General features: G+C 43.9%; 21 protein-coding genes and 1 pseudogene. 10 read left to right on the forward strand and 12 right to left on the reverse strand.

Features of this window, described 5'->3' with window-relative positions:
• Positions 1–30: 30 nt before the first annotated feature.
• Both ABDD95_RS00085 and ABDD95_RS00090 read right to left on the reverse strand, forming a co-directional pair.
• Positions 31–1,263 (reverse strand): PDZ domain-containing protein, encoded by a 1,233-nt coding sequence (locus ABDD95_RS00085; RefSeq protein ID WP_345949864.1) that lies wholly within the window; start codon positions 1,261–1,263, stop codon positions 31–33.
• 179 nt (positions 1,264–1,442) lie between these two features.
• Entirely contained in the window at positions 1,443–2,417 is a 975-nt protein-coding gene (locus tag ABDD95_RS00090; protein ID WP_345949865.1) for a YihY/virulence factor BrkB family protein, read from the reverse strand.
• A gap of 75 nt (positions 2,418–2,492) precedes the next feature.
• On the opposite strand from ABDD95_RS00090, the gene ABDD95_RS00095 reads away from it, so the two are divergent.
• Positions 2,493–3,062: a phosphoglycerate mutase family protein gene (locus ABDD95_RS00095; RefSeq protein ID WP_345949866.1), complete on the forward strand. Its 570-nt coding sequence runs from the start codon at positions 2,493–2,495 to the stop codon at positions 3,060–3,062.
• Between the two features lie 10 nt (positions 3,063–3,072).
• Here the strand turns inward: ABDD95_RS00095 and ABDD95_RS00100 are convergent, their stop codons facing one another.
• The 3 genes from ABDD95_RS00100 to ABDD95_RS00110 form a co-directional block, all read right to left on the reverse strand.
• On the reverse strand, positions 3,073–4,299 hold the full coding sequence (locus ABDD95_RS00100) for an alanine dehydrogenase (protein WP_345949867.1): 1,227 nt from the start codon (positions 4,297–4,299) through the stop codon (positions 3,073–3,075).
• Between the two features lie 81 nt (positions 4,300–4,380).
• Positions 4,381–4,812 carry a tRNA (adenosine(37)-N6)-threonylcarbamoyltransferase complex ATPase subunit type 1 TsaE gene (gene tsaE / locus ABDD95_RS00105; RefSeq protein ID WP_345949868.1) on the reverse strand — a complete coding sequence of 144 codons (432 nt, stop codon included), beginning with the start codon at positions 4,810–4,812 and terminating at the stop codon, positions 4,381–4,383.
• A gap of 89 nt (positions 4,813–4,901) precedes the next feature.
• The gene (locus ABDD95_RS00110) at positions 4,902–6,452 is read right to left on the reverse strand and encodes a bifunctional response regulator/alkaline phosphatase family protein (RefSeq protein WP_345949869.1); all 1,551 of its coding nucleotides are present in this window, start codon (positions 6,450–6,452) and stop codon (positions 4,902–4,904) included.
• 143 nt (positions 6,453–6,595) lie between these two features.
• Here ABDD95_RS00110 and ABDD95_RS00115 point away from each other — a divergent pair, with 143 nt between their 5' ends.
• From ABDD95_RS00115 to ABDD95_RS00150, 8 genes are all read left to right on the forward strand, one after another.
• A complete protein-coding gene (locus ABDD95_RS00115) occupies positions 6,596–7,822 on the forward strand; it encodes an HD domain-containing protein (protein ID WP_345949870.1) in 1,227 nt (408 codons plus the stop codon).
• A gap of 57 nt (positions 7,823–7,879) precedes the next feature.
• Positions 7,880–8,932 (forward strand): UDP-3-O-(3-hydroxymyristoyl)glucosamine N-acyltransferase, encoded by a 1,053-nt coding sequence (gene lpxD / locus ABDD95_RS00120; RefSeq protein ID WP_345949871.1) that lies wholly within the window; start codon positions 7,880–7,882, stop codon positions 8,930–8,932.
• A gap of 17 nt (positions 8,933–8,949) precedes the next feature.
• Entirely contained in the window at positions 8,950–10,347 is a 1,398-nt protein-coding gene (locus tag ABDD95_RS00125; protein ID WP_345952126.1) for a bifunctional UDP-3-O-[3-hydroxymyristoyl] N-acetylglucosamine deacetylase/3-hydroxyacyl-ACP dehydratase, read from the forward strand.
• Positions 10,348–10,349: 2 nt separating this feature from the next.
• Positions 10,350–11,132 (forward strand): acyl-ACP--UDP-N-acetylglucosamine O-acyltransferase, encoded by a 783-nt coding sequence (lpxA, locus tag ABDD95_RS00130; RefSeq protein ID WP_345949872.1) that lies wholly within the window; start codon positions 10,350–10,352, stop codon positions 11,130–11,132.
• 73 nt (positions 11,133–11,205) lie between these two features.
• Positions 11,206–11,835, forward strand: coding sequence for an ATP-binding cassette domain-containing protein (locus ABDD95_RS00135; RefSeq protein WP_345949873.1), 630 nt, complete (start codon positions 11,206–11,208; stop codon positions 11,833–11,835).
• Between the two features lie 137 nt (positions 11,836–11,972).
• The gene (locus ABDD95_RS00140; protein ID WP_345949874.1) at positions 11,973–14,819 is read left to right on the forward strand and encodes a pitrilysin family protein; all 2,847 of its coding nucleotides are present in this window, start codon (positions 11,973–11,975) and stop codon (positions 14,817–14,819) included.
• A 52-nt stretch (positions 14,820–14,871) separates the two neighbouring features.
• Positions 14,872–15,435, forward strand: a complete 564-nt coding sequence (efp, locus tag ABDD95_RS00145; protein WP_345949875.1) for an elongation factor P — start codon at positions 14,872–14,874, stop codon at positions 15,433–15,435.
• A gap of 169 nt (positions 15,436–15,604) precedes the next feature.
• Complete coding sequence (locus tag ABDD95_RS00150; RefSeq protein WP_345949876.1) at positions 15,605–16,183, forward strand: 5-formyltetrahydrofolate cyclo-ligase; 579 nt, start codon at positions 15,605–15,607, stop codon at positions 16,181–16,183.
• 71 nt (positions 16,184–16,254) lie between these two features.
• Here the strand turns inward: ABDD95_RS00150 and ABDD95_RS00155 are convergent, their stop codons facing one another.
• The 4 genes and pseudogenes from ABDD95_RS00155 to ABDD95_RS00170 form a co-directional block, all read right to left on the reverse strand.
• Complete coding sequence (locus ABDD95_RS00155; protein ID WP_345952127.1) at positions 16,255–17,022, reverse strand: exodeoxyribonuclease III; 768 nt, start codon at positions 17,020–17,022, stop codon at positions 16,255–16,257.
• Between the two features lie 120 nt (positions 17,023–17,142).
• Positions 17,143–17,535, reverse strand: a pseudogene (locus ABDD95_RS00160) (GNAT family N-acetyltransferase); the annotation flags it as partial.
• Positions 17,536–17,537: 2 nt separating this feature from the next.
• Entirely contained in the window at positions 17,538–18,230 is a 693-nt protein-coding gene (locus ABDD95_RS00165) for a peptidylprolyl isomerase (protein ID WP_345949877.1), read from the reverse strand.
• Position 18,231: 1 nt separating this feature from the next.
• On the reverse strand, positions 18,232–18,576 hold the full coding sequence (locus ABDD95_RS00170) for a hypothetical protein (RefSeq protein WP_345949878.1): 345 nt from the start codon (positions 18,574–18,576) through the stop codon (positions 18,232–18,234).
• Between the two features lie 101 nt (positions 18,577–18,677).
• Between ABDD95_RS00170 and ABDD95_RS00175 the strand changes: the two genes are divergently transcribed.
• Positions 18,678–19,655 carry an alpha/beta hydrolase gene (locus ABDD95_RS00175; RefSeq protein ID WP_345949879.1) on the forward strand — a complete coding sequence of 326 codons (978 nt, stop codon included), beginning with the start codon at positions 18,678–18,680 and terminating at the stop codon, positions 19,653–19,655.
• A 150-nt stretch (positions 19,656–19,805) separates the two neighbouring features.
• Here ABDD95_RS00175 and hisS read toward each other — a convergent pair whose 3' ends face one another.
• The 3 genes from hisS to ABDD95_RS00190 all read right to left on the reverse strand — a co-directional run bounded on the left by hisS (position 19,806) and on the right by ABDD95_RS00190 (position 22,638).
• Entirely contained in the window at positions 19,806–21,176 is a 1,371-nt protein-coding gene (gene hisS, locus ABDD95_RS00180; protein WP_345949880.1) for a histidine--tRNA ligase, read from the reverse strand.
• Positions 21,177–21,313: 137 nt separating this feature from the next.
• Entirely contained in the window at positions 21,314–21,754 is a 441-nt protein-coding gene (locus ABDD95_RS00185) for a low molecular weight protein-tyrosine-phosphatase (protein ID WP_345949881.1), read from the reverse strand.
• Between the two features lie 89 nt (positions 21,755–21,843).
• Positions 21,844–22,638 carry a S1/P1 nuclease gene (locus ABDD95_RS00190; protein ID WP_345949882.1) on the reverse strand — a complete coding sequence of 265 codons (795 nt, stop codon included), beginning with the start codon at positions 22,636–22,638 and terminating at the stop codon, positions 21,844–21,846.
• Positions 22,639–22,641 lie beyond the last annotated feature (3 nt).

A 22,641-nucleotide genomic window follows, 5' to 3' on the forward strand; every position in this document is an offset into this window, starting at 1 on the left:
CGTGCTTATTAGATAGGTAAGCGCGCCACCTTATATCCGCCGTTTTAAGGTAAGAATTACGGTTTCCACCTTTTTGTCGCGGGAGATTTCTACCAAAATGTTTCGTTTTTCTCTCGACTTGAACAGGTTGTCTATATCAATCATATTCATTTTTGTAACTGCTTTGAAGTTTATGGCGGTAATTTCATCATTAGCAGTTATGCCAGCCTCGTCGGCTGCCGATCCGGGCTCCACCCGGCTTATTAATATACGTTTAAAGTCGGCACCTGTGGCATAGTATTCCATGCCGCTCATATCATGTTCAAACGGTTCTTTAAACTTGTAATTGGGCTTCAAGTACATTATACCTTTCTGATAATCCAATACCAGCAAAAACTTCTTCAATATTCCCAATCCAATATTGCCATCGCGCGGTATAATGTAGCTTACATGTAAGTTTGAATCGGGGAAAGACGTAATTACGTTGTTGAATTTGTATTTGCCTAAGTTTACCTCATTTACCCTGCTTATATAGCCATTTATGGGGCCTGTTAAGCCAACACCCAGATTGGCTACAATGGCTTTCTGAAAGTAGGCCTTGTTCTTTTGCAAATTTTCGAGTGATAGGGGATGACCAGCACCTAAATCAACTACAAATTTGTTTTCAACCGGGCATCCATCAGGCAAAGTAACTGTAGTCTTCAGGTAAGGCTTGCGTTCCTCAATACTTATGGGCAGCTGTATGCCTTTCCGGAGCGGTTTAAACCGGCCGCTCGTGCCGGCTGTTATAGTGCTGTCTGAAAAATTAATTTTCACAGCCAGCTGCGAAAAGAATTCATACCCTAATAAGCCGTGTATGGGCATGCCTGCGTAATTAGACAAACCAAAATGGTCTTGTTTTAAGATAGCTGCAGATACATCGTAGCTTTTTATTTTACCGTCCAGCATAATATCTAAAGGCGATGTAGCATAAGCTTCAAAAACATCGGCGTTACCGCTGCCATAAAGTTTAATAGTGCGTTTGGCGTAAATATTAATAGAATCTACCAGGGTGGGGTCGGTAATGATCATTAAACCAACCCCTGAATCTAAAACAAAATTGAATGGTCCTTTACTGTTGATGGTAACCGGCACAATAATCATATCACGCACCATCCTAAAACGGAGCTTTACCTGCTTTTTGTTATTGACCAGGTCAAAGTACTGCGCCTTTACAACAACAGCCTGGCATAGTACAAAAACAACTAAAAACAGGCACTTACAAATATGAAGCACCTTTTTCACTTAAGTATAATTGGTAGTATAAAGTTACAACTTAGCTTATTTAAAATGAAACCTTTAACTGTACAATCAAATGAAATTAAGCAGCTTCATAAAAGAGCCAAATTGCCGGTATAAGGGCATAAAAAAAGGCAGACGCGTATACATCTGCCTTGTTGTTTTGATCCTTGAGCCCTTATAACCTAACCATCGGTTTTTAACTGCCCTTTAAGCTCTGGGTTTTGAGGTGGCAACTTATCTACTTCGCGCTCTGTTTCTGTTTGCTGAATATGTACAGCATAATCGGCCGGCTCTATATGGCTGCAATTGGCCTCAGCATAAACCTGCGTAAACTCGGCGCCTATGTATAAAATGGCAGCGGTATAGTAAATCCATACCAATAATACGATAATGGAGCCGGCAGCACCATAAGCCGAACCTTGTGCCGAATACTTTAAATACAGGCTGATAATGAACTGACCAATCATGAATAAAATAGCCGTAAAGAAGGCTCCCGAACGCACATCTTTAAACTTAATTTTAACATCAGGTAAAAATTTGAAAATGATACCGAACAGCGTAGCAATAACCAGGAAAGATATCCCCAAGTTTACGATCTCAATTAGGCGTTCGGTAATATCAGGTAAAAACCGGCTAACCCGATCACTAACTGCATTTACAATAACATTTACCATTAATGAAACCAGCAGTAAAAAGCCTAAGCTTACAATGAGCGAAAAGGACAGAAACCTGTTTTGGAGCATTTTTAACCATCCTTTTTTAGGCTTAGCCTTTACGCGCCAAATGGTATTGAGCGAATCTTGTATTTCGAGAAAAATACTGCTGGCACCCAGCAATAAAGTTACAATTCCAGACGCTAGCGCCACGCCCGACTTACCAGAAAACTGGAGGTTTTTTACTACATCCTGTATTTGCTTCGCCGCTTCCTTGCCTACATATTGGTCAATTTGTGCGTATAGTTTAGCCGATGCGGCATCAGGACCTAAAAATATACCCGCCAGTGAAAGTATCAGGATGAGTAATGGCGCAATGGAAAAAATAGTATAATAAGCTAAGGAGGCGCTTAATTTTAATCCGTTATCATTCGAGAAGCCAGAAAAAGTAGCCATGAGTACCTTCCATAAGCTTTTAAGATAGGTCTTGTTAAATATTTTCATAGATGAGCGAAACGTTTTTTTAATAAATTTTTTTTGTGCTTATTTGTTTTAAACCAAGTAATACTGCAACAGCACATGTATAAAAAGATCTGGTTACTGGCACTTGCCCTGGTATGCTTAAGCAATTTTGGTGCCTTTGCACAACAAACTACCATTTGGCTGGTTCGGCATGCCGAAAAACAAGCAGCAATCGCCAGTATGATGTCGGCATCGGACCCTGATTTGTCTGAACTTGGTATTAAACGTGCGGCAGATTTGGCCGGTGTTTTAAAAGGCAATAAAATAAGCGCTATTTACAGCACCAACTACAAACGTACGCTGGCAACGGTTGCGCCGCTGGCTGCCGGTTTGAAGCTAACGCCTGCTACATATGATCCACGTGAGGCGAACACACTGGCCACTAAATTGGCGCAGGAAAACAAAGGAAAAGAAATGTTGGTTGTAGGTCATTCTAATACGCTTATACCGCTTGCTAAAGCCTTACAAGCTACCGTGCCTTTTGAGACACTGACGGATGATGACTATGACATGCTGTTTAGGATAGTGATTGCAGATAACGGCAAAGCGAAATTAACCATTAGCCACTATGGCGATAAACACCATACTACTGAAATACCGGCTGCGTTTTTACAGACAACCAAATAGCTAGCTAATGCTAACGGTTGGCTACAATCAGTAAATCAAGATCCTTACATGGAATGTTGAACCGCTCGCTCAAATGCTTGTTAGTTAACTGACCATGGTAAATGTATACAGCGTTGCGTATGCCGGTTTTTTGCCAGATAACATTGTTTATTCCACCGTTCTCGCCAATGTCCAGCAAAATGGGTGTAAATATGTTGGTTAAAGCATAAGTAGCCGTGCGTGCAACCCTGGAGGCTATGTTAGGTACGCAATAATGTATCACATCATATTTGCGAAATACCGGGTGCGTGTGGTTAGTTACTTCTGATGTTTCAAAACAGCCGCCCTGATCTATACTCACATCAATAATTACCGAATTGGGTTTCATCCGGCTAACGGTCGACTCGGATATGATGCATGGACTGCGGCCGTCCTCTGCGCGCAGGGCGCCAATAACTACATCGCATGTAGTAACTGCCTTTTCGAGCACAATAGGCTGAATTACCGAGGTGAAGACCCGGCTGCCAATGTTGTTTTGCAAGCGACGCAATTTGTAAATTGACGGATCGAAAACCTTTACCTCCGCCCCCAGTGAGATAGCCGCACGGGCCGCATACTCGCCTACGGTACCGGCACCTAATATCACTATTTCGGTTGGTGGTACGCCGGTAATACCCCCCAGCATTAAACCTTTGCCACCAAATACGTTACTTAAATACTCGGATGCTATAGCAATAGAGGTAGCGCCTACAATTTCGCTCATGGCCCGTACAACACTCAGTACATTGCCCTCGTCGCGCAGATGTTCGAATGACAACGCAGTAATGCGCTTATTAATCATGGCCTGCAAACACTCTTGCTTAAGCGTTGAGGGCTGCAGGGTTGATATGAGGATCTGGCCGGGCTTCATCAGTTCAATTTCGGCCATGGTAGGCGGCGCTACTTTAATAATAATATCAGCCTCGTAAACCTTTTTAGTGTCGTAAACTATTTCAGCGCCTTGTTCGCTATAATTATTATCTAAAAAGTTAGCGGCTTTGCCGGCGTTGGTTTCCAGCAATACGTTATGCCCGTTGTTAACCAGCAAGGCAACCGAAAATGGCGTCAGGGTAATGCGGTTTTCCTGGAACGAAGTTTCACGCGGGATGCCGATATAAAGCGTGTTCTTTTTATTCTTTGTTTCCAGCATCGATTCCTGCGGCTGCATCATTGCCTGCTTGGCCACATCCGAAAACCCACTATATAACCCTGAACTCATGTACTAAATATTTGCAAAAATTATTCCTAACGCGTTTAACGGCACCATTGCTTGAAGGTAAGCAAATTTACACAAACGGCGTTAAATACTTTCAAAGCTAAACTCTCGTGTTTGTTCATTACTTACCGCAATGCTTACTTTAATGTAATGTTGCGGCAGTAAATCTGGTATCTTTTCAGGCCACTCAATAAGGCAGTAATTGCCCGAATAGAAGTACTCTTCATAACCCATGTCTAATGCTTCTTCTTGATTCTTAAGCCGGTAAAAATCAAAATGATAAACCTGTGCATCGCGCCCGGCATACTCGTTCACAATAGAAAAAGTAGGACTGGTAACCGCCTCCATAACGCCCAGTTGCTCGCACAGCGTTTTGATGAAGGTAGTTTTACCAGTGCCCATATTGCCGTAAAACAAAAATATTTTCTGGCTGCCCGCAAATTGTAAGAGGGCTTCGGCCGCAGCGGGTAAGTCAGATAGGGCGCTAATGGCTATGCTATTCAACGTCCGGTTCATATACAAAACACAAATTTAATTCAGAAATACGCTAAAAACCTTTATATCGGCGGTAATAAATGACTGGTTTTGGCAAGCACCAAAGCAGCTTACTTTACGCCATAGGTGGCCACTGGTATAATCATCTCCTCCAATGATATGCCGCCATGCTGGAAGGTCTCATTGTAAAAGTTAACAAAGTGGTTGTAATTGTTAGGGTATACAAAGTAGCTGTCCTCTTTAGCAAAGGCAAAGCTGCTGCTTACGTGCAATTTGGGCAGCATGGCATCGTGCGGATTGCGGATATGGAAAACTTCCTTTGCATTAAAGTTCAGGTTTTTACCTTGTTTATAGCGCAGGTTGGTATTCGTGTTCTTATCGCCAATGATTTTGCTTGGATTTTTAACACGTATAGTACCGTGGTCGGTTGTAATAATAACCTTTACCTGCTTGGTCGATAAAAACTTCAGTAAATCGAACAGCGGCGAGTGCTCAAACCATGAAAGGGTAAGTGAACGATAAGCAGCATCATCGCTGGCCAGTTCACGTATCATTTGCATATCGGTACGGGCGTGCGATAACATATCCACAAAGTTATACACCACCACGTTCAACTCATTATTCATCAAGTTGTTAACCGAGTCATTCAGTGAGCGGCCTTCGTCAATGTTTAATATCTTATGGTAAGAGTATTTACATTCTTTACGCAAAACGCGTTTTATGTGATCGCCCAGGAAAGCTTCTTCGTGCAGGTTCTTGCCGCCCTCGTCTTCGTCGTTCTGCCACATACCCGGAAAGCGTTTTTCCATATCCAGCGGCATCAGGCCGGCAAATATAGCGTTACGTGCATATTGGGTTGCGGTAGGCAGTATGCTGAAGTAAGTATCTTCCTCCTCCAGCCTGAAATACTCGGATATAATCGGGTTAATGATCCGGAACTGGTCATACCGCAGGTTATCTATCAGAATAAAAAACACGGGTATATTATCTAACCTGGGGAAAACCTTTTTCTTAAATAACTGGTGCGAAAGTATAGGGGCCGAATCGGGGTTCTTTACCCAGTCGATATAATTCTTCTCAATAAACTTGCAAAACTGCACGTTGGCTTCTGCTTTTTGCAGCGTCAGTATTTCGTGCATCCCGGCATCTTCAAGGCGTTCAAGCTCCAGTTCCCAGTAAATCAGTTTTTTATAAACATCTACCCATTCCTGGTAGCTCAGGTTATCGTTGAGTGTCATACCCAGCGTTCTGAAGTCCTGCTGGTAAGCCATGGTGGTTTTTTCGGTAACCAGGCGTTTATTTTCCGTCAGTTTCTTTATAGTGAGTAATACCTGCTTAGGGTTAACCGGCTTAATCAGGTAATCATCTATTCTTGAGCCTATGGCGTCTTCCATCATGGGCTCTTCCTCATTTTTGGTAATCAGCACAATAGGCACATCGGCATTTATGCTTTTAATCTGCGTAAGGGTTTCCAGCCCCGTAAGGCCCGGCATGTTCTCATCCAAAAAAACCAGGTCATAATAATCATTCCGGAAAGCCTCAAGCGCGTCGCTGCCATTAGTCACGGTTTTAACCTTGTACCCTTTTTCGTTCAAAAAAAGGATATGCGGTCTTAGTAAATCTATTTCGTCGTCGGCCCAAAGTATAGTCGTTTCCTGCATGATATTTTAAGTATGTGTTGGATTATAACTTTTAACCACCTGTTTTGTTGTTATGATGCGAAAGTCTTAACAAAAAATAACACATCAATAGTTTACAAGCTAAGGGTAATTTAACACTTTTGCAAAACTATACCATAACAGGCTTGAATAAGAAAAAAATTATAAATGATCCCGTATACGGCTTCATCAACATACCTACCGATCTGGTATTTGACTTAATGGAGCATCCTTACTTTCAGCGGTTAAGGTATATTAAGCAGCTAGGGATGACGCACTTGGTTTACCCCGGCGCTTTGCATACCCGTTTCCACCATGCCCTGGGCGCAATGCACCTCATGCAACTGGCTGTAAAAACCCTTTGCGATAAAGGCCAGAAAATTACAGCCGAAGAAGAAGAGGCGGTAATGATTGCCATTTTACTGCATGATATTGGCCACGGCCCGTTCTCGCACGCATTGGAGAAACATATTGTAAAGGGAATTGATCATGAGGATATCTCAACCCTGCTCATGAATAAGCTGAACGAGCTTTTTGGAGGGTTTTTGGATATGGCTATCGAGATATTTAATGATACTTATCCTAAAAAGTTCCTGCACCAGTTGGTATCAAGCCAGTTGGATATGGATAGGCTGGACTACCTGAACCGCGACAGTTTTTACACCGGTGTTTCGGAGGGCGTTATCAGTTCTGAGCGCATTATTAAAATGCTGAATGTGGTTGATGATGCCATTGTAGTGGAGGAAAAAGGCATATATTCCATTGAAAAATTTTTGGTAGCGCGCCGTTTAATGTACTGGCAGGTATATTTACATAAAACCGTAACCTCGGGCGAGCAGATGCTGGGTAAGATATTACAGCGTGCCAGGCTATTATCTTTGCAGGGGCAGCAACTTTTTTGTACACCGGCATTAAACCATTTCCTGCAAAAAAGTATCACAAAAGAACAGTTCATCCATGAGGACCATCATATCGAAACTTTTACCTGTTTGGATGATACTGATATAATGGCTGCGGTAAAGGTTTGGATTGGGCATACGGATAAGGTATTGTCGCGCTTGTGCAAAAACTTTATACAGCGTAACCTATATCACGTAGATATCACCAATGCCAAGCCGAGTGAGGATCGCGTAGAAGTACTAAGGCAAGTAGCCATGAAAAAATATAATATTAGTTACGAAGAAGCCGGTTATTTCGTATTCACAGATGTGATAAGTAACAATGCCTATAAAGTAGGTGATGCTAACATTAAAATACTGATGAAAGGTGGTGCAATTAAAGATATTACTACCGCAAGCGATAACTCAAATTTAGAGGCGCTTGCCAAAACAGTAGAAAAATACATACTTTGTTATACGAAAGACCTAATATAACCTGTTAACAATGTGTTTATAATTTGTTGCTTAACTTTTAACCTTTAAATTTGCCCGATGCAATTTACTGCGCATGATATAAGTTTGATGCTGAATGGAAGTATTGAAGGTGACCCTACGGTGACTATCAATAAGTTGGCGAAGATTGAGGAGGCCTCAGCGGGAGCATTGTCATTTTTGGCCAATCCCAAATATGAGCAGTTTTTGTACCATACCCAGGCTACCATAGTTATTGTTAACACAAGCCTGGTAGTTACAGAACCTGTTAAGGCAACTTTGATTAGGGTTAATGACGCTTACAGTGCGTTTTCAATACTGCTTGAGAAATATAATACCCTTAAATTAAACAAAACAGGTATAGAGCAACCCAGCTTTACCGACGCTACTGCTACAGTAGGCGAAAATCCATACATCGGCGCATTTGCTTATATAGGTGCTGGTGCCAAAATGGGTAACAATTGCAAAATATACCCAAACTGCTACATTGGCGATAATGTAACGCTCGGCAATGATGTAACCCTGTTTGCTGGTGCAAAAATATATGCCGATTGTGTAGTAGGCAATAACGTAATTATACACTCGGGGGCTGTAATTGGCAGCGATGGCTTTGGCTTTGCGCCTAACGGTAGCGGATCTTACACCAAAGTTAGTCAGATTGGTAACGTAGTAATTGAAGATAATGTGGAGATAGGGGCTAACACCACTATTGACCGCGCCACCATGGGATCAACCATTATACGTAATGGGGTAAAGCTCGATAACCTGATACAAATTGCGCATAACGTTGAGTTGGGCGGCAATACCGTTATAGCCGCTCAAACCGGCATATCGGGCAGTACCAAAATTGGCGCGAACGTAATAATAGGCGGACAGGCGGGTATAGTTGGCCACATAAGCATTGCTAAAGGCTCGCAAATACAGGCACAAACCGGCGTTAACCGTACCATTACGGAAGAAGGAAAGAAGTGGGGTGGCGTAATATTGCAGCCTTACCAGGGCTTTTTGCGCTCACAATTGATTGTGCATCAGTTGCCCGAGTTAAAGAAAAAGATAGAGGATTTAGAAAAAACAATTGCTGAGCTGCGCAATAAGCAGGAAATTATCCACTGATGCAGCTGAACAAGTATATGAATGTAAAGCAAAGAACCATTAAAGCTCAGGTTGCCGTATCGGGCACAGGGCTGCACACAGGCGAAAGCGTAACCATGACGTTTAACCCCGCGCCTGAAAATCACGGATTTAAATTCAGACGTGTTGATTTGGAGGGAAGCCCCATTATTGATGCCGATGTAGACAACGTGACCGATACCTCCAGAGGTACAACCATTACCCAGAACGGCGCAAGTGTGAGCACTGTAGAGCACGTACTGGCGGCATTGGTAGGTTTGGAGCTGGATAACGTACTGATTGACCTGAACGGACCTGAAACGCCGATTATGGATGGCAGCTCGATGCCGTTTGTAAGTGCCCTGCTCGAAGCAGGCAGCGAAGAGCAGGATGCCGACCGGGAGTACTACCACATTCCGTACAATATTCATTACTCTGAAACCGACCGGAAGGTAGAGATGGTAGCCATGCCCTTGGATGACGACTATCGCTTTACCTGTATGGTGGATTATAATTCGCCGGTACTTGGTACACAGCATGCCACCATATCTTCTATAGCAGAGTTTAAAAAAGAAGTAGCCAGCAGCCGCACGTTTTGCTTTTTGCACGAGTTGGAGATGCTGATGAAGCACAACCTCATCAAGGGGGGCGATATCAATAATGCTATCGTAGTTGTTGATAAGCATGTAGATGCCGAAGAATTGGCACATTTAGCCAAGCTGTTTAATCGCAAGGATATTGACGTGGCCCCGCAAGGCATCCTAAATAATATTGAATTACGCCACCAGAACGAGCCTGCACGCCATAAGCTGCTTGATATGATTGGCGATTTGGCTTTGGTTGGCGTACCATTACGCGGTCATATTATGGCCGCGCGCCCCGGGCATGCGGCTAACGTAGCCTTTGCCAAAAAAATTAAGGCGTTAATTAAAAAAGAACGCAGCCGCAAGCATGTTAAGGTTTACAACCCTAACGCCAAGCCGGTGTATGATACGGTGCAGATCATGAACATTCTGCCGCATCGCCCGCCTATGCTGTTGGTTGATAAAATCTTAGAATTAACCAAGACCCACGTAGTTGGCTTAAAGGCCGTTACCATGAATGAGCCGTTTTTTGTTGGCCATTTTCCGGGTGCGCCGGTTATGCCGGGTGTGTTGCAGATTGAGGCTATGGCCCAAACAGGGGGCATATTGGTACTCAATACCGTGCCTGATCCTGAAAACTGGCTTACACTGTTTTTAAAAATTGAAAATGCCCGTTTTAAAGATAAAGTTTTACCGGGGGATACGCTTATCTTTAGATGCGATTTAATAGCACCTATACGCCGCGGCATTGCCCAGATGAAAGGCATTGGTATGGTTGGCGAAAAAATAGTTGTAGAAGCCGAACTAATGGCGCAAATTGTAAAATATAAGTAAACATGATCCAGCCATTAGCATATATACATCCGCAAGCCAAAATTGCGGATAACGTGGTGATAGAGCCTTTTGTTACCATCCACAAAGATGTGGAGATAGGTGAAGGCTCGTGGATCGGGTCTAACGTTACAATTATGGACGGCGCCCGTATTGGCAAAAACTGCCGCATATTTCCGGGCGCTGTTATATCGGCCATTCCGCAGGATTTAAAGTTTAAAGGCGAGAACACCCAGGCCACCATTGGCGATAATACCACCATTCGCGAATGTGTGACCATTAACCGCGGCACTAAAGACCATTGGAAAACCGAAATAGGCAGCAATTGCCTTATCATGGCTTACTGCCACGTAGCCCACGATTGCGTAATTGGCGATAATTGTATCTTCTCTAACAACACCACTATTGCAGGGCATGTTACGGTTGGTAATTATGTAGTACTGGCGGGCATGGTAGCTATACACCAGTTTTGCAGCGTAGGTTCGCACGCTTTTGTAACCGGAGGTTCGCTGGTACGCAAGGACGTTCCGCCTTATGTAAAAGCCGCCCGCGAGCCTTTATCATACGCCGGCATCAATTCGGTAGGTTTACGTCGCCGCGGCTTTAGCGAGGATAAGATTAACGAGATACAGGATATATACCGTACGCTGTTTGTAAAAAACAGTAACGTAACCAAAGCTATGGAGATCATAGAAGCCGACTTTCGCCCGACTGCTGAGCGGGACGAGATCCTTAACTTCATACAAAGCTCGCAACGGGGTATTATGAAAGGATTCGGCAATAATTAATTAGTTCATTGATGGTTATTGTTGCTGGCCGTTTAATGCCCGTAACATCATAGCCAAACCCGAACTATTAACAATGAACCATCAACTCAACATTACCCTTGCCAACGCCGGCCGCCGGTTTAACCGCGACTGGATTTTTAAGGGGATTGACTACACTTTTACTTCGGGAAACAGCTATGCAATACTGGGGCCTAACGGCTCCGGAAAGTCCACTTTACTGCAATTACTTAATGGCAGCTTGTCTCCATCGGCTGGAACGGTAAGCTTTGGCTTTAACGATAAAGCCATTGATGTAGAGGTTGTTTTTAAGCACATAAGCCTTGCAGCACCCTACCTGGAATTAATAGAAGATTTTAGTTTAAATGAGGTAATCGACTTCCATTTTCAATTTAAACCCTACATAGCCGACATGGATAAAGCCGGCCTTATAGATTTGCTGGGCATGCAAAGCAGTAAAAATAAATTGGTGCGATACTTCTCATCGGGTATGAAACAGCGGCTTAAGCTGGCCCTGGCTTTTTGCTCCGATACCGCCATGCTCATGCTGGATGAACCCACCTCAAATCTGGACACACAGGGAACCGACTGGTATTTACAACTGGTTGAAAAATATGCAGGCAACCGCTTGATTATAGTAGGCTCTAACCAGGAGCAGGAGTACAGCTTTTGTAGTAACCGCCTCCATATTACTACCTACAAATAGCCATCGTCACCCGTAGTTATTTAATAACCTCCTTAAATGCAGGGGCGACATAAATAAGCGAAAATAATTTTTATAAAGTGCGCATCTAAAATCTCTGTACAATGCATTAAATTAGCTGCTTAGCTATATTTTACTGCATGAAAAAATCTCTACGCCTAATGTTTGCGCTGCTTGCTGCAAGTGCTACTACTTACGGGCAGGCCAAACTGGTACAAAAAGTAACTAAAACAGGCACCGAACTGGTTATTCCTTACGAGAAATATGTACTGCCTAACGGCTTAACCGTTATTTTACACGAAGACCACTCAGACCCGCTGGTACATGTAGATGTAACTTACCATGTAGGTTCGGCCCGCGAAGAGATAGGCAAATCGGGCTTTGCACACTTTTTTGAGCACATGATGTTTGAAGGGTCAGACCATGCGCTTAAAGGTGTTCATGATAAAATTACCATTGGTAATGGCGGTACTAACAATGGCTCTACCAACCACGACCGCACTAACTATTATGAGACTGTACCAGCTAACTTGTTGGAAAATACAATATGGCTCGAAGCCGACCGTATGGGATTCTTACTGGGGCAGGTAACGCAAGATCGTTTTGAGGTACAGCGTGCTACGGTAAAGAATGAGCGTGGCCAGAACTATGATAACCGCCCCTATGGCCTGGTATCGCAGTACTATAGCAAAAATCTTTATCCTTACGGTCACCCGTACTCTTGGTTAACTATAGGCTACATCGAAGATTTGAATCGCAGCAATGTGAATGATCTGAAAAACTTCTTTATGCGGTGGTACGGCCCTAACAATGCCACGCTTACCATTGGTGGCGATTTCCAAACAGCTTCCACCTTAAAAATGATCGAAAAGTATTTTGGCAGCATTCCCCGTGGTCCGGAGGTTAAACCGGTTGCTGTTCCGGCTGTTAGCTTAACAGCCAATCGCTATGCGTCCTATACCGACAATTACGCACGTTTGCCTATGCTGGCTATGGTGTATCCAACCGTACCTAACTTTGCTAAAGACATGCCGGCTATCGATTGCCTGGCTGAGATATTAGGCCAAGGTAAAAACTCTGTTTTATATCAAACTGTGGTGAAAAAGCAACTGGCCTTACAAGCATCTGCCTATAGCAGTAATGATGAGCTGGCTGGTGAGTTTGTGGTGCAATTGGTGCCCTTACCCGGCAAAACCCTGGCCGATATGGAGCAGCTTTACCGCGCATCGCTCGACTCGCTGGAGAAACGCGGTATTACCGACGAGGACATTGAAAAATTTAAAGGCAGCATGCTATCACAGTTTATTAACGGCCTGCAAAGTGTATCGGGTAAAGTGTCTCAACTGGCCGAGTACCAAACCTATACCGGCAACCCTAACATGACGGCGTCACAGCTAAAAGCTTATACCTCGCTTACCAAGCAGGATGTGATCAATGCCTACAACAAATACATCAAAAACAAGGGTGCTGTTGTTTTAAGCGTACTTACCAAAGGCCAAAATGTTACGCCGGCCAAAGCCGACAACTTTACGGTTGATACTACTCAGTATAAAGCGCCAAACTACGGCTATGCCGGCTTAAAATACAACCGCCCTAAAGATAACTTTGACCGCAGCCAAGTACCGCCAATTGGTGCCTCCCCGGTTACTAAAGCGCCTGTTTTCTGGCAAAAAACTTTATCTCCAGGTGTACAGGTTATTGGGTCCGAAAATAACGAAGTACCTGTAGTTACCCTCAACATCAGCATCCCTGGTGGCCGTTTGGCCGATGCGGCTAATTTGTCGAAAGCAGGTTTAGCAAGTTTCTTTACAGCTATGATGGGCGAGGATACACGCCAATATTCAGCCGAGCGCTTTGCTGCCGAGTTGCAAAAACTAGGTAGCAGTATACGCGTAAGTAATGATGTGGATGCGGTGGTTTTCCAGGTACAGTCACTTAAAACTAATCTGCCTAAAACTATGGCGCTTCTACAGGAGCGCATGCTGAGTCCTAAATTTACCCAGGAAGCTTTTGACCGCTTGAAAAAGCAACGTTTAGAATCTTTTAAATTACTTAAAGCGCAGCCGGCGGCTATAGCAAACAGCGTATTTGCCAAGCTGAACTATGGCGGCAATAACGTGCTGGGTTTGCCTGAATCGGGTACTGAGCAAACAGTTACCAACATTACTTTTAGCGACATACAAAGCTATTACGACAACTTTATGACAGCTAACGGCGCGAAAGTGGTAGTTGTAGGTGATGTTAAAGAACCAGAGGTAATTACCCAGTTGGCCTTCTTGGGCAAGCTATCCAACAAAAAGGTAACCCTTGCAGCTCCGGCAGCAGCTTTACCGGTAGCTAAAACCAAAATTTACATTGTAGATGTGCCCAAGGCTGCCCAAACCCAGTTTTCGGTAGGATATGGCAACAACCTGCGTTACAACCCAACCGGCGATTACTATAAAGCCTATATGGCTAACTACCCGCTGGGTACCGACTTCACCAGCCGCCTCAACACCTACCTGCGCGAAACCAAAGGTTGGACCTATGGTGCACGCAGCACGTTCTCGGCCGATAAATATGCCGGTTCATTTGCCTTTAGCTCAGGTATCCGCGCGGCATCAACCGATAGCGCATTAGTAGCCTTAATGACGGAGTTGAAAAACTTTAGCACCAATGGCCCCACAGCCGAGGAGGTAACTTTCCTGAAAAAAGCAATTAGCCAGGGTAATGCACTGCGTTATGAAACCGGTTTTCAAAAAGCCCGCTTTATTTCGTTGATACAAGAATACAATTTGCCTGCCGATTACATTACCAGGCAAACTGCACTGCTAAATAGCATGACGCAGGATCAGTTAAAGACTGTTGCACACCAGTACATCCTGCCCGGTCAAATGAACATTTTACTGGTAGGCGATAAAGCCCGCATTTTACCTGGCCTGCAAAAATTAGGCTATGAGATTGTTGAACTGAATACTGATGGCGACCCGGCAACCGCAGGTAATTAACTGCTTGATTGTTTGCCGTTAAGTACCTAAGTTTGCACCACTAAAAATTATTATGTCTAAAGCATCAGAAATAAAAAACGGGAATATACTCCGCTTCAATGGGGAGTTAGTGCAGGTGGAGGAGTTTATACACCGTACGCCCGGTAACTTACGTGCCTTTTACCAGGCCCGTATGCGCAACGTAAAATCAGGCAAGCTGGTTGAGTACCGTTTCCGTACCGACGAAGAAGTAACCATTGCCCGCGTAGAAACAAGCGATTATCAATATTTGTATGAAGATGGTAACGACCTTGTAGTAATGGATAATGCTACTTATGAGCAATTTAACATACCTAAATTTTTGTTTGGCAATGCTGTTAAATTCTTGAAAGAAGGCGTGAACGTTATTATAGCTTTTGAAAGCGATGAGCCAATTATGGCCCAGGCGCCAGCCTCGGTAGAGTTAGAAATAACCTATTCTGAGCCTGCTGTAAAAGGTGATACCTCAACCAACGCCCTGAAAGCCGCTACAGTAGAAACCGGTGCCGAAATTCGCGTACCGTTGTTCATCAACCAAGGCGATAAAGTAAAAGTTGACACTAGCACAGGCGCTTATATTGAGCGTGTAAAAGGTTAATCTTTTTACCATATTTTATAAAAGGCCTCCAATTCGGAGGTCTTTTTGTTTTTTAGCATTCATAAGTTACTGCAAGTATTAAGCATATTTGAACTCATATCCGGTTCTTGCTTCCAAAGATATTGCTTCGTATCTTGCAATGAGATGATTAAATCTTCATCTGCTGACTTTGACTAAAGCCGAAATACGTAAACTTTACATTGCTAAACGCAACCTGCTATCGCAAGCTGAGTATGACGATTTGAACCATCAGCTGCTGCATCAGTTTCAGCAACTTAACCTGGCCGGCATTAAGTGCATCCACCTGTTTCTGCCTATTCATAAACGTAAAGAACCCGATACCTTTCTAATACGCAACTGGTTAAAAGATAATCATCCTGATATTTTGCTTGCATTTCCTAAAGCTGATTTTGCACACCATACCATGCAAAACTATGCTGATGACGAGCAACTGGAGTTAAGTATTAATGCTTTTGGTATACCCGAGCCGGTAAGCGGCAATGCAATTGACCCGTTAACGATAGACATGATGCTGGTGCCGCTGTTAGCATTCGATAAACAAGGCTACCGCGTTGGCTACGGAAAAGGCTTTTATGACCGCTTTATAGTCCAATGCGGGGCTGATACCCGTTTTATAGGATTGTCTTTCTTTGACCCTGTTGAGGTGATAGACGATGTGAATGAGTTTGACCGCAAAATAACAGAATATATTCTGCCCAAGAGCAACGGGAAAATGCCCATTGTTTAATATCAATAGCAAGAGCCAATCCACATTTCTTAAAGTCTTTGTTTTCGGGCTCTTGCTACTTATTTCTATTTTTACAAAGCTAATTCCAGTAAAACCGGGCAATGATCAGAGTGTTTTGCTTCAGGCAAAATGGCGGCCCGTTTTATGGCACTCTGCAGTTCACTGGTTACCATGTTATAATCTATACGCCAGCCTAGGTTCTTAGCACGTGAGTTAGCTCTAAAGCTCCACCAGGTATAATTATGGGGCTCCTTATTCAGGTAACGAAAGGAATCGATGAAACCCGAGTCGCAAAACTCATCCATCCATTCGCGCTCGGCAGGCAAAAAGCCCGATGAGTTGGCGTTCGATTTGGGGTTATGTATATCAATAGGTTTGTGGCAAATGTTATAATCGCCAGATACTACCAGCTTGGGGTAAGCCCATTTCAGCTGATTTAAATAAGCACCAAATTCATCCAGGAAACGGAATTTAAACGATTGTCGCTCATCACCGCTTGAGCCCGAGGGGAAATAGACACTCATTACGGATACCTCTTCAAAATCAACCCGGATACAACGGCCCTCACGGTCAAAATCTTCTATACCACAGCCATATTCTATGTGCTTGGGCGTTTCTTTAGTAAAAATGGCGGTACCGCTGTAGCCTTTCTTTTCGGCAGGGTACCAGTAGTGCTGGTAGCCCAGCTGTTCAATCAGCAGCAAGTCGGTCAGTACATCGGGCGATGCTTTGATTTCCTGCAGGCATACCACGTCGGCATCGGTAGCCTGTAACCACGACAGCCAATTTTTACTGATGGCTGAGCGTATGCCGTTTACGTTATAAGTAATAATCTTCATATCTATCGGGTGCCAAACAGGCGGTAAAATTGATGTAGATTTAAAGGCAAGCTTCTTTTCCATTACAAAGTTGGTAAGCTCGGCTCCACGCACCTGTACGGTTTGTTGTTTAACAACCTCAAATCCATGCTTTTTAAAAAATGGTTTAGCTGTTATGCTGGCATGGGTAGTTAAAGTTTCAAGAAATAAGCGTGCCGCTATTGTCTCCAACTCGCTTAAAAGCAACGAGGCTATGCCCTGTCCTAGCCTGTTGCGGTCAACAAACATATAATCGAGATAGCCTTCGCTGGTTACGGATGCAAAACCAGCCAGCGCACTTTCTTCTTCAGCAACTATAAAATGCTGTGCAGCTACTTTACCGGCCCAGTTCTCGCGATTATGATAGCCGGCAGACCATGCGGCAACCTGCTCATCATTATAGTGCTGCCGGTTTACTGTGGTCACGGTATCATAAAATAACTGCCGTATGTTGTCCACATCGCTCGCAGTGGCGCGCCTTATATTAACAGCCATGCTTACCTGATCTGTAATAGCTTATCCAGCTGTTTGCACTCCCTTTTCTTAAGCACCTCAACGGTCATAGCTACATCTTTAAGCGGGCGGTCTTTTTTGTCCTTTTCTACGGCGGCAATCAAATCTACCATATCAATGCCACTTATCACTTCGCCATAAACGGTATAGCCATGGTCAAGTTGGGGTGTACCACCAACAGACTTGTATACGTCGCGTTGCCATGCAGGTACTTTAAAGCCTTTGAGCCGAGTTTGTTCTAGTGTATCCAACCGTCCATCCGTAGCACGCTTGCCCTCCACAATATAAAACTGGCTGCTGCTTGATGCCTTTTCAGGATTATTATCACGGGCGGCGGCCAACACGCCTCGTTTATGAAAAAGACTGTCATTAAACTCGGCCGGTACGGTGTATTTTAAACCACCATTGCCCAACTCCTGGCCAGGCTTAGCTGCTTTAGAGTCTGGGTCGCCGCCTTGTATCATAAAGTTTTGTATTACTCTATGGAACAACGTGCCGTTGTAAAAGCCTTGCTTTGCCAGCTTAATAAAATTATCGCGGTGTTTAGGTGTTTGATTATACAATTTGATGATGCATTGCCCATAGGCGGTTTTAATGCGGACGTACTGGTTTTTAGGCGGCTTTGCCCAAGCAGCAGACGCTATTAATAAAAAGCAAACAACTAAAAGTTTCTTCATATCAGGATTGCATCTCGTCAAAATAGGTAACTACAAGCGATTTCATGAGCATTTCCTGCTCCAGCAGCGTATAAGCTGGGATGGGTTTAACTTGTTTCCAGTGCGGCCAGCCATCCTGATCGGCACCTTCCAGTTCATAAAAACCAAGCTGACTAAACAGTTTGCAATTGGCTATGTGCATCAGCTCTTCTTTTTGGCGCTTGGTAAACTTTTTAGGGCCTTGCCCCAGTTCTTGTACGCCAATTAAAAAAAGCATCACTTTTATATCAGGCAAATCGGTGTCGAAGTCTTCTGCAATGCGCTGCTGCAGCTCGCTCCACTTGGCATTAATTTCAGCAGGTTTCATAGCCGGTAAAGATAGAGAGAATTTAGAAACAAGGAGGTATAGTCAAGAGCCCTGACCATAGTTTACGGAAACAAATTAAATACGCCTCTGTATCTATGTGTATGCGCAGAATAGCCTTTTTTATTTTAGCGTGGTTAGGGTCAGTTGCAGCAATGGCTCAACCCGATACTTTGTCTATCACTTTAGAGAATGTGAAATACCCTTACCCGGTAAGTTTTATGCCGCTTAAGGTGGAGGGACAGGACATCCGGATGGCTTATATGGATGTTAAGCCGACAAGCGCCAATGGTAAAACGGTGATGCTGTTTCATGGCAAAAACTTTGGTGGCTATTATTGGGGCAACGTGATTAAAGCCCTAACAGCCAAAGGCTATCGGGTTATTGTACCCGATCAGATTGGCTTTGGCAAATCGTCAAAGCCATTTATTCACTACAGTTTTCATAAGCTGGCTACCTTCAACAAAAAGCTACTGGATACGCTGGGTGTACAAAAAGCAACTATTATGGGGCATTCTATGGGTGGTATGCTGGCCACGCGCTTTACGTTGATGTACCCCAACACGGTTGATAAGCTTTTGCTTGAAGACCCGATAGGGCTTGAAGACTACCGCACTTTTGTACCCTACCAGTCGGCAGAGCAGGACTATGCCACAGAGCTGAAAACCAGTTTTGAGAGCGTTAAGAATTACTATCAAACATCATATTTTACGCAATGGAAGCCGGAGTACGACTACCTGGTAAAAATTGGTGCTGGTGTAAGTAAAAGCGCTGATTTTCCGCGCTACGCCAAGGTTGCTGCACTTACCTTCGAAATGATTTACGAACAGCCGGTATGCTATGAGTTTGGGCTGATTAAAGTACCAACGGTACTTTTTACCGGCAAAGAAGATAAGACTATAGTAGGTAAAGCGCTGCTTAGTGATGAAGAAAGAGCCCGGCACGGGCAGTACAAACTATTAGGACCTGCCACAGCTAAAAAGATACCCGGCTGCAAGCTTATAGAGTTTGACAACTGCGGACATATACCACATATAGAGGTACCCGATAAGTTTTTGAAAGAACTAATGGCCAATTTATAAGGATAGTTTAAAAGCTTTATCAGGAGAGACATGATAATGCCTTGTCATCCCGAACGACAGTGAGAGATCTTTTCGAGTTAATTAGCCAACTGCTTTGAAAAGATTTTTCGCATACGCTCAAAAATGACAAGTAGGTGCTCTTTATCGTGTTTACATCACCGCCTTTAATATATCCTGTGCACCCAGCTTTTGTTGCTCGCCGCTTTGCATGTTTTTAAAGGTCAGCAAGCCGCTTTGCATTTCGTCGCTGCCAATAACAACCACGTAAGGGATATTTTTATTATTGGCGTAATCCAGTTGTTTTTTGATTTTTGCGCCTGCAGGGTACAATTCTGCATTGATATTGCTGTTGCGCAGCTTTTGCAGTAGCGGCAACCCGTACGCCTCGCCGGCTGCATCAAACGGGCAGATCAACACTTTGGTGGTTTGATTACTGGCCTCGGGGAACAGCTTCAACTCTTCCAGCACGTCATAAATACGGTCGGCACCAAAGGATATACCGGCACCGGTTAAGCCTTTTAAGCCAAACATTCCGGTAAGGTCATCATAACGGCCGCCACCGCCAATGCTGCCCATAGCAACCTCATTGGTTTTTACCTCAAAAATAGCCCCGGTATAATAATTCAGACCGCGAGCCAGGGTAATATCCAGCTCAACCGTTGCTTTTTGCAGCGTAAAGCTCTGCAGGTAGGTAAATATGGTTTCCAGTTCGGCAATACCTTTTAAGCCCACAGCAGATGATGCCAGAATAGTTTTTAGCTTTTCTATCTTTTCGGCATTGTTTCCTTGCAACAGGATTACCGGCTCCAACTGATTTATATCTTCTTGAGTAAAGCCTTTTGTCAGGAGTTCGTTCACTACGCCATCCAACCCAATTTTATCCAGCTTATCAATAGCCACGGTCATATCCACAATCAACTCCGGCTTGCCAATAATTTCGGCTATGCCCGATAGTATCTTGCGGTTATTGATCTTTATGTTAAAATCGCTTAAGCCCAGCTTGCTCAGCGCTTCGTCATATATTAATATAAATTCAGCTTCGTTAAGTAATGAATCAGAACCCACAACATCGGCATCGCACTGGTAAAACTCGCGGTAGCGGCCTTTTTGCGGCCTGTCAGCACGCCATACCGGTTGCACCTGGAAACGCTTGAACGGAAAGGTAATATCGTTTTGATGCTGTACTACGTAGCGTGCAAAGGGTACTGTTAAGTCGTAGCGTAAGGCTTTTTCGGAGATAGAAGAAGCTACCAGATTAGAGTTACGTGTAGCTAATGCCTGTTCATCGGTTTTAGCTAAATAATCGCCGCTATTCAGTACTTTAAAAATAAGCTTATCTCCCTCTTCCCCGTATTTACCTAGCAAAGTGGCTGAATTCTCCATAGTGGGCGTTTCAATTTGCTGATAGCCGTATTTGCGGAAAACTGATTTTATAGTGTCGAATATATAGTTACGTTTTACCATTTCGGCGGGCGAAAAGTCGCGCATGCCTTTAGGTACCGAGGGTTTAACAGAAGCCATGCGGCAAAGGTAATAAAATGGAGCGAGGTGTGGAGGCGGTACGAGGTGTGGAGTACCAGGTATGGAGAAATTAACAGAGCCCCAGGCTGCAAATAACAATAACTAAGTAACAAGAAAGGCTGCAAAGCCTTTCTTGTTTAAGCTTGGGTATACTCCCGGATGATGTCTTTACAACCACCTTCAATTAGGCGATATACCGGTTCAAACTGGGTGTTGTCGTAATAGGGGTCGGGTACTTCTTTGTCGTTAAGCAAGAGTCGTACTTTGGTTTCATCCTGCTCAGTTCGGGCTTGTGCCAGCACATCAGCCAGGTTGTTTTTGTCCATTACCAATATCAGGTCAAACGTATCAAAATCGTTTACCTTAAACTGGCGGCATATCTGCTGGCTAATGTTAACACCAAATTGCCGTGCAGTGCGTACCGAACGATGGTCGGGCCCCTCGCCTACATGCCAGTTGCCTGTTCCGGCAGAGTCTATCGTCCAGTTTAGTCCTTGCTCTTTTACCAGGTGCTGCATAATGCCCTCCGCCAGTGGCGAGCGGCAAATATTACCTAGGCAAACCATAAGTATCTTCATAAATAGATGATGTAGCCCGCCGGAAAGGCGGGCGCTAACATTTATAAGTCTTTTAATGTCCTCCTGGAGGAGAGGATTTAGGAGGGCTTTTATCCAAAAATCTGGTTCAGTAAACCGGCCAGGTGTACGCCGGCTTTAACCAGTTGTTTATTTAGGGTAGCAACATATTTGAAATTATACTGGTAACCCAGTCTTTCATCGCGTTTGGTTCCGGCATATACGTTTTCAGCTATTTCCTTACTATCGAATAACCATTTGCTGATAGGTTCCTTTTGCCACGCAGTGCGTTGTGCCGGCGTGGTAAAGTTAATGGCAGCCACATATTCGGTATAGCTCAGGTTTTGGTACTCTATCAATTTGCTATCCCAAACGGAGTGCAGGTTGCTGGGCTCATTAAACCACTGTACTTTGAACTTGTTACCACCTTCATCATCGGTGTGGGCGGTGTGCATGGGCTGGTGTATATCTTCTACAATATGGATTACCATGCGCAGGTACAGCAGCTTTTTATCTTGAGGTAAGTTTTTCTTTTTTAACTCTCCTATCATAAACTGCAGCTTAGTGTAGGCATCTACACTGGTATCCTGCTTTAAAAAGTTTTGCAGTTCGGGATAATTATAGGGTTTATCAAAATCAACATAATGCCATGCAGACAGGTACTTGTAAGTGGAGTCTGATTTAATAAAGTCGGCCCAGGTGCTGGCCATGGCAATAGATTCGTTACCCAGGATGGCTTTAACCGCAGCGCGGGCTTTCGGCGTTAAATAGCTGGAGGCAATTTGTCCCGTAATACGGTGACCTTTATCGCCCCAGGCCATCGTTTGTAGCGGTGCATAAATAATAACAGCCGCAATAATTATTTTTTTAAGAAAGTTAAATTTCATTGA

Source organism: Mucilaginibacter sp. PAMB04274 (assembly GCF_039634385.2).
Classification (GTDB): domain Bacteria; phylum Bacteroidota; class Bacteroidia; order Sphingobacteriales; family Sphingobacteriaceae; genus Mucilaginibacter.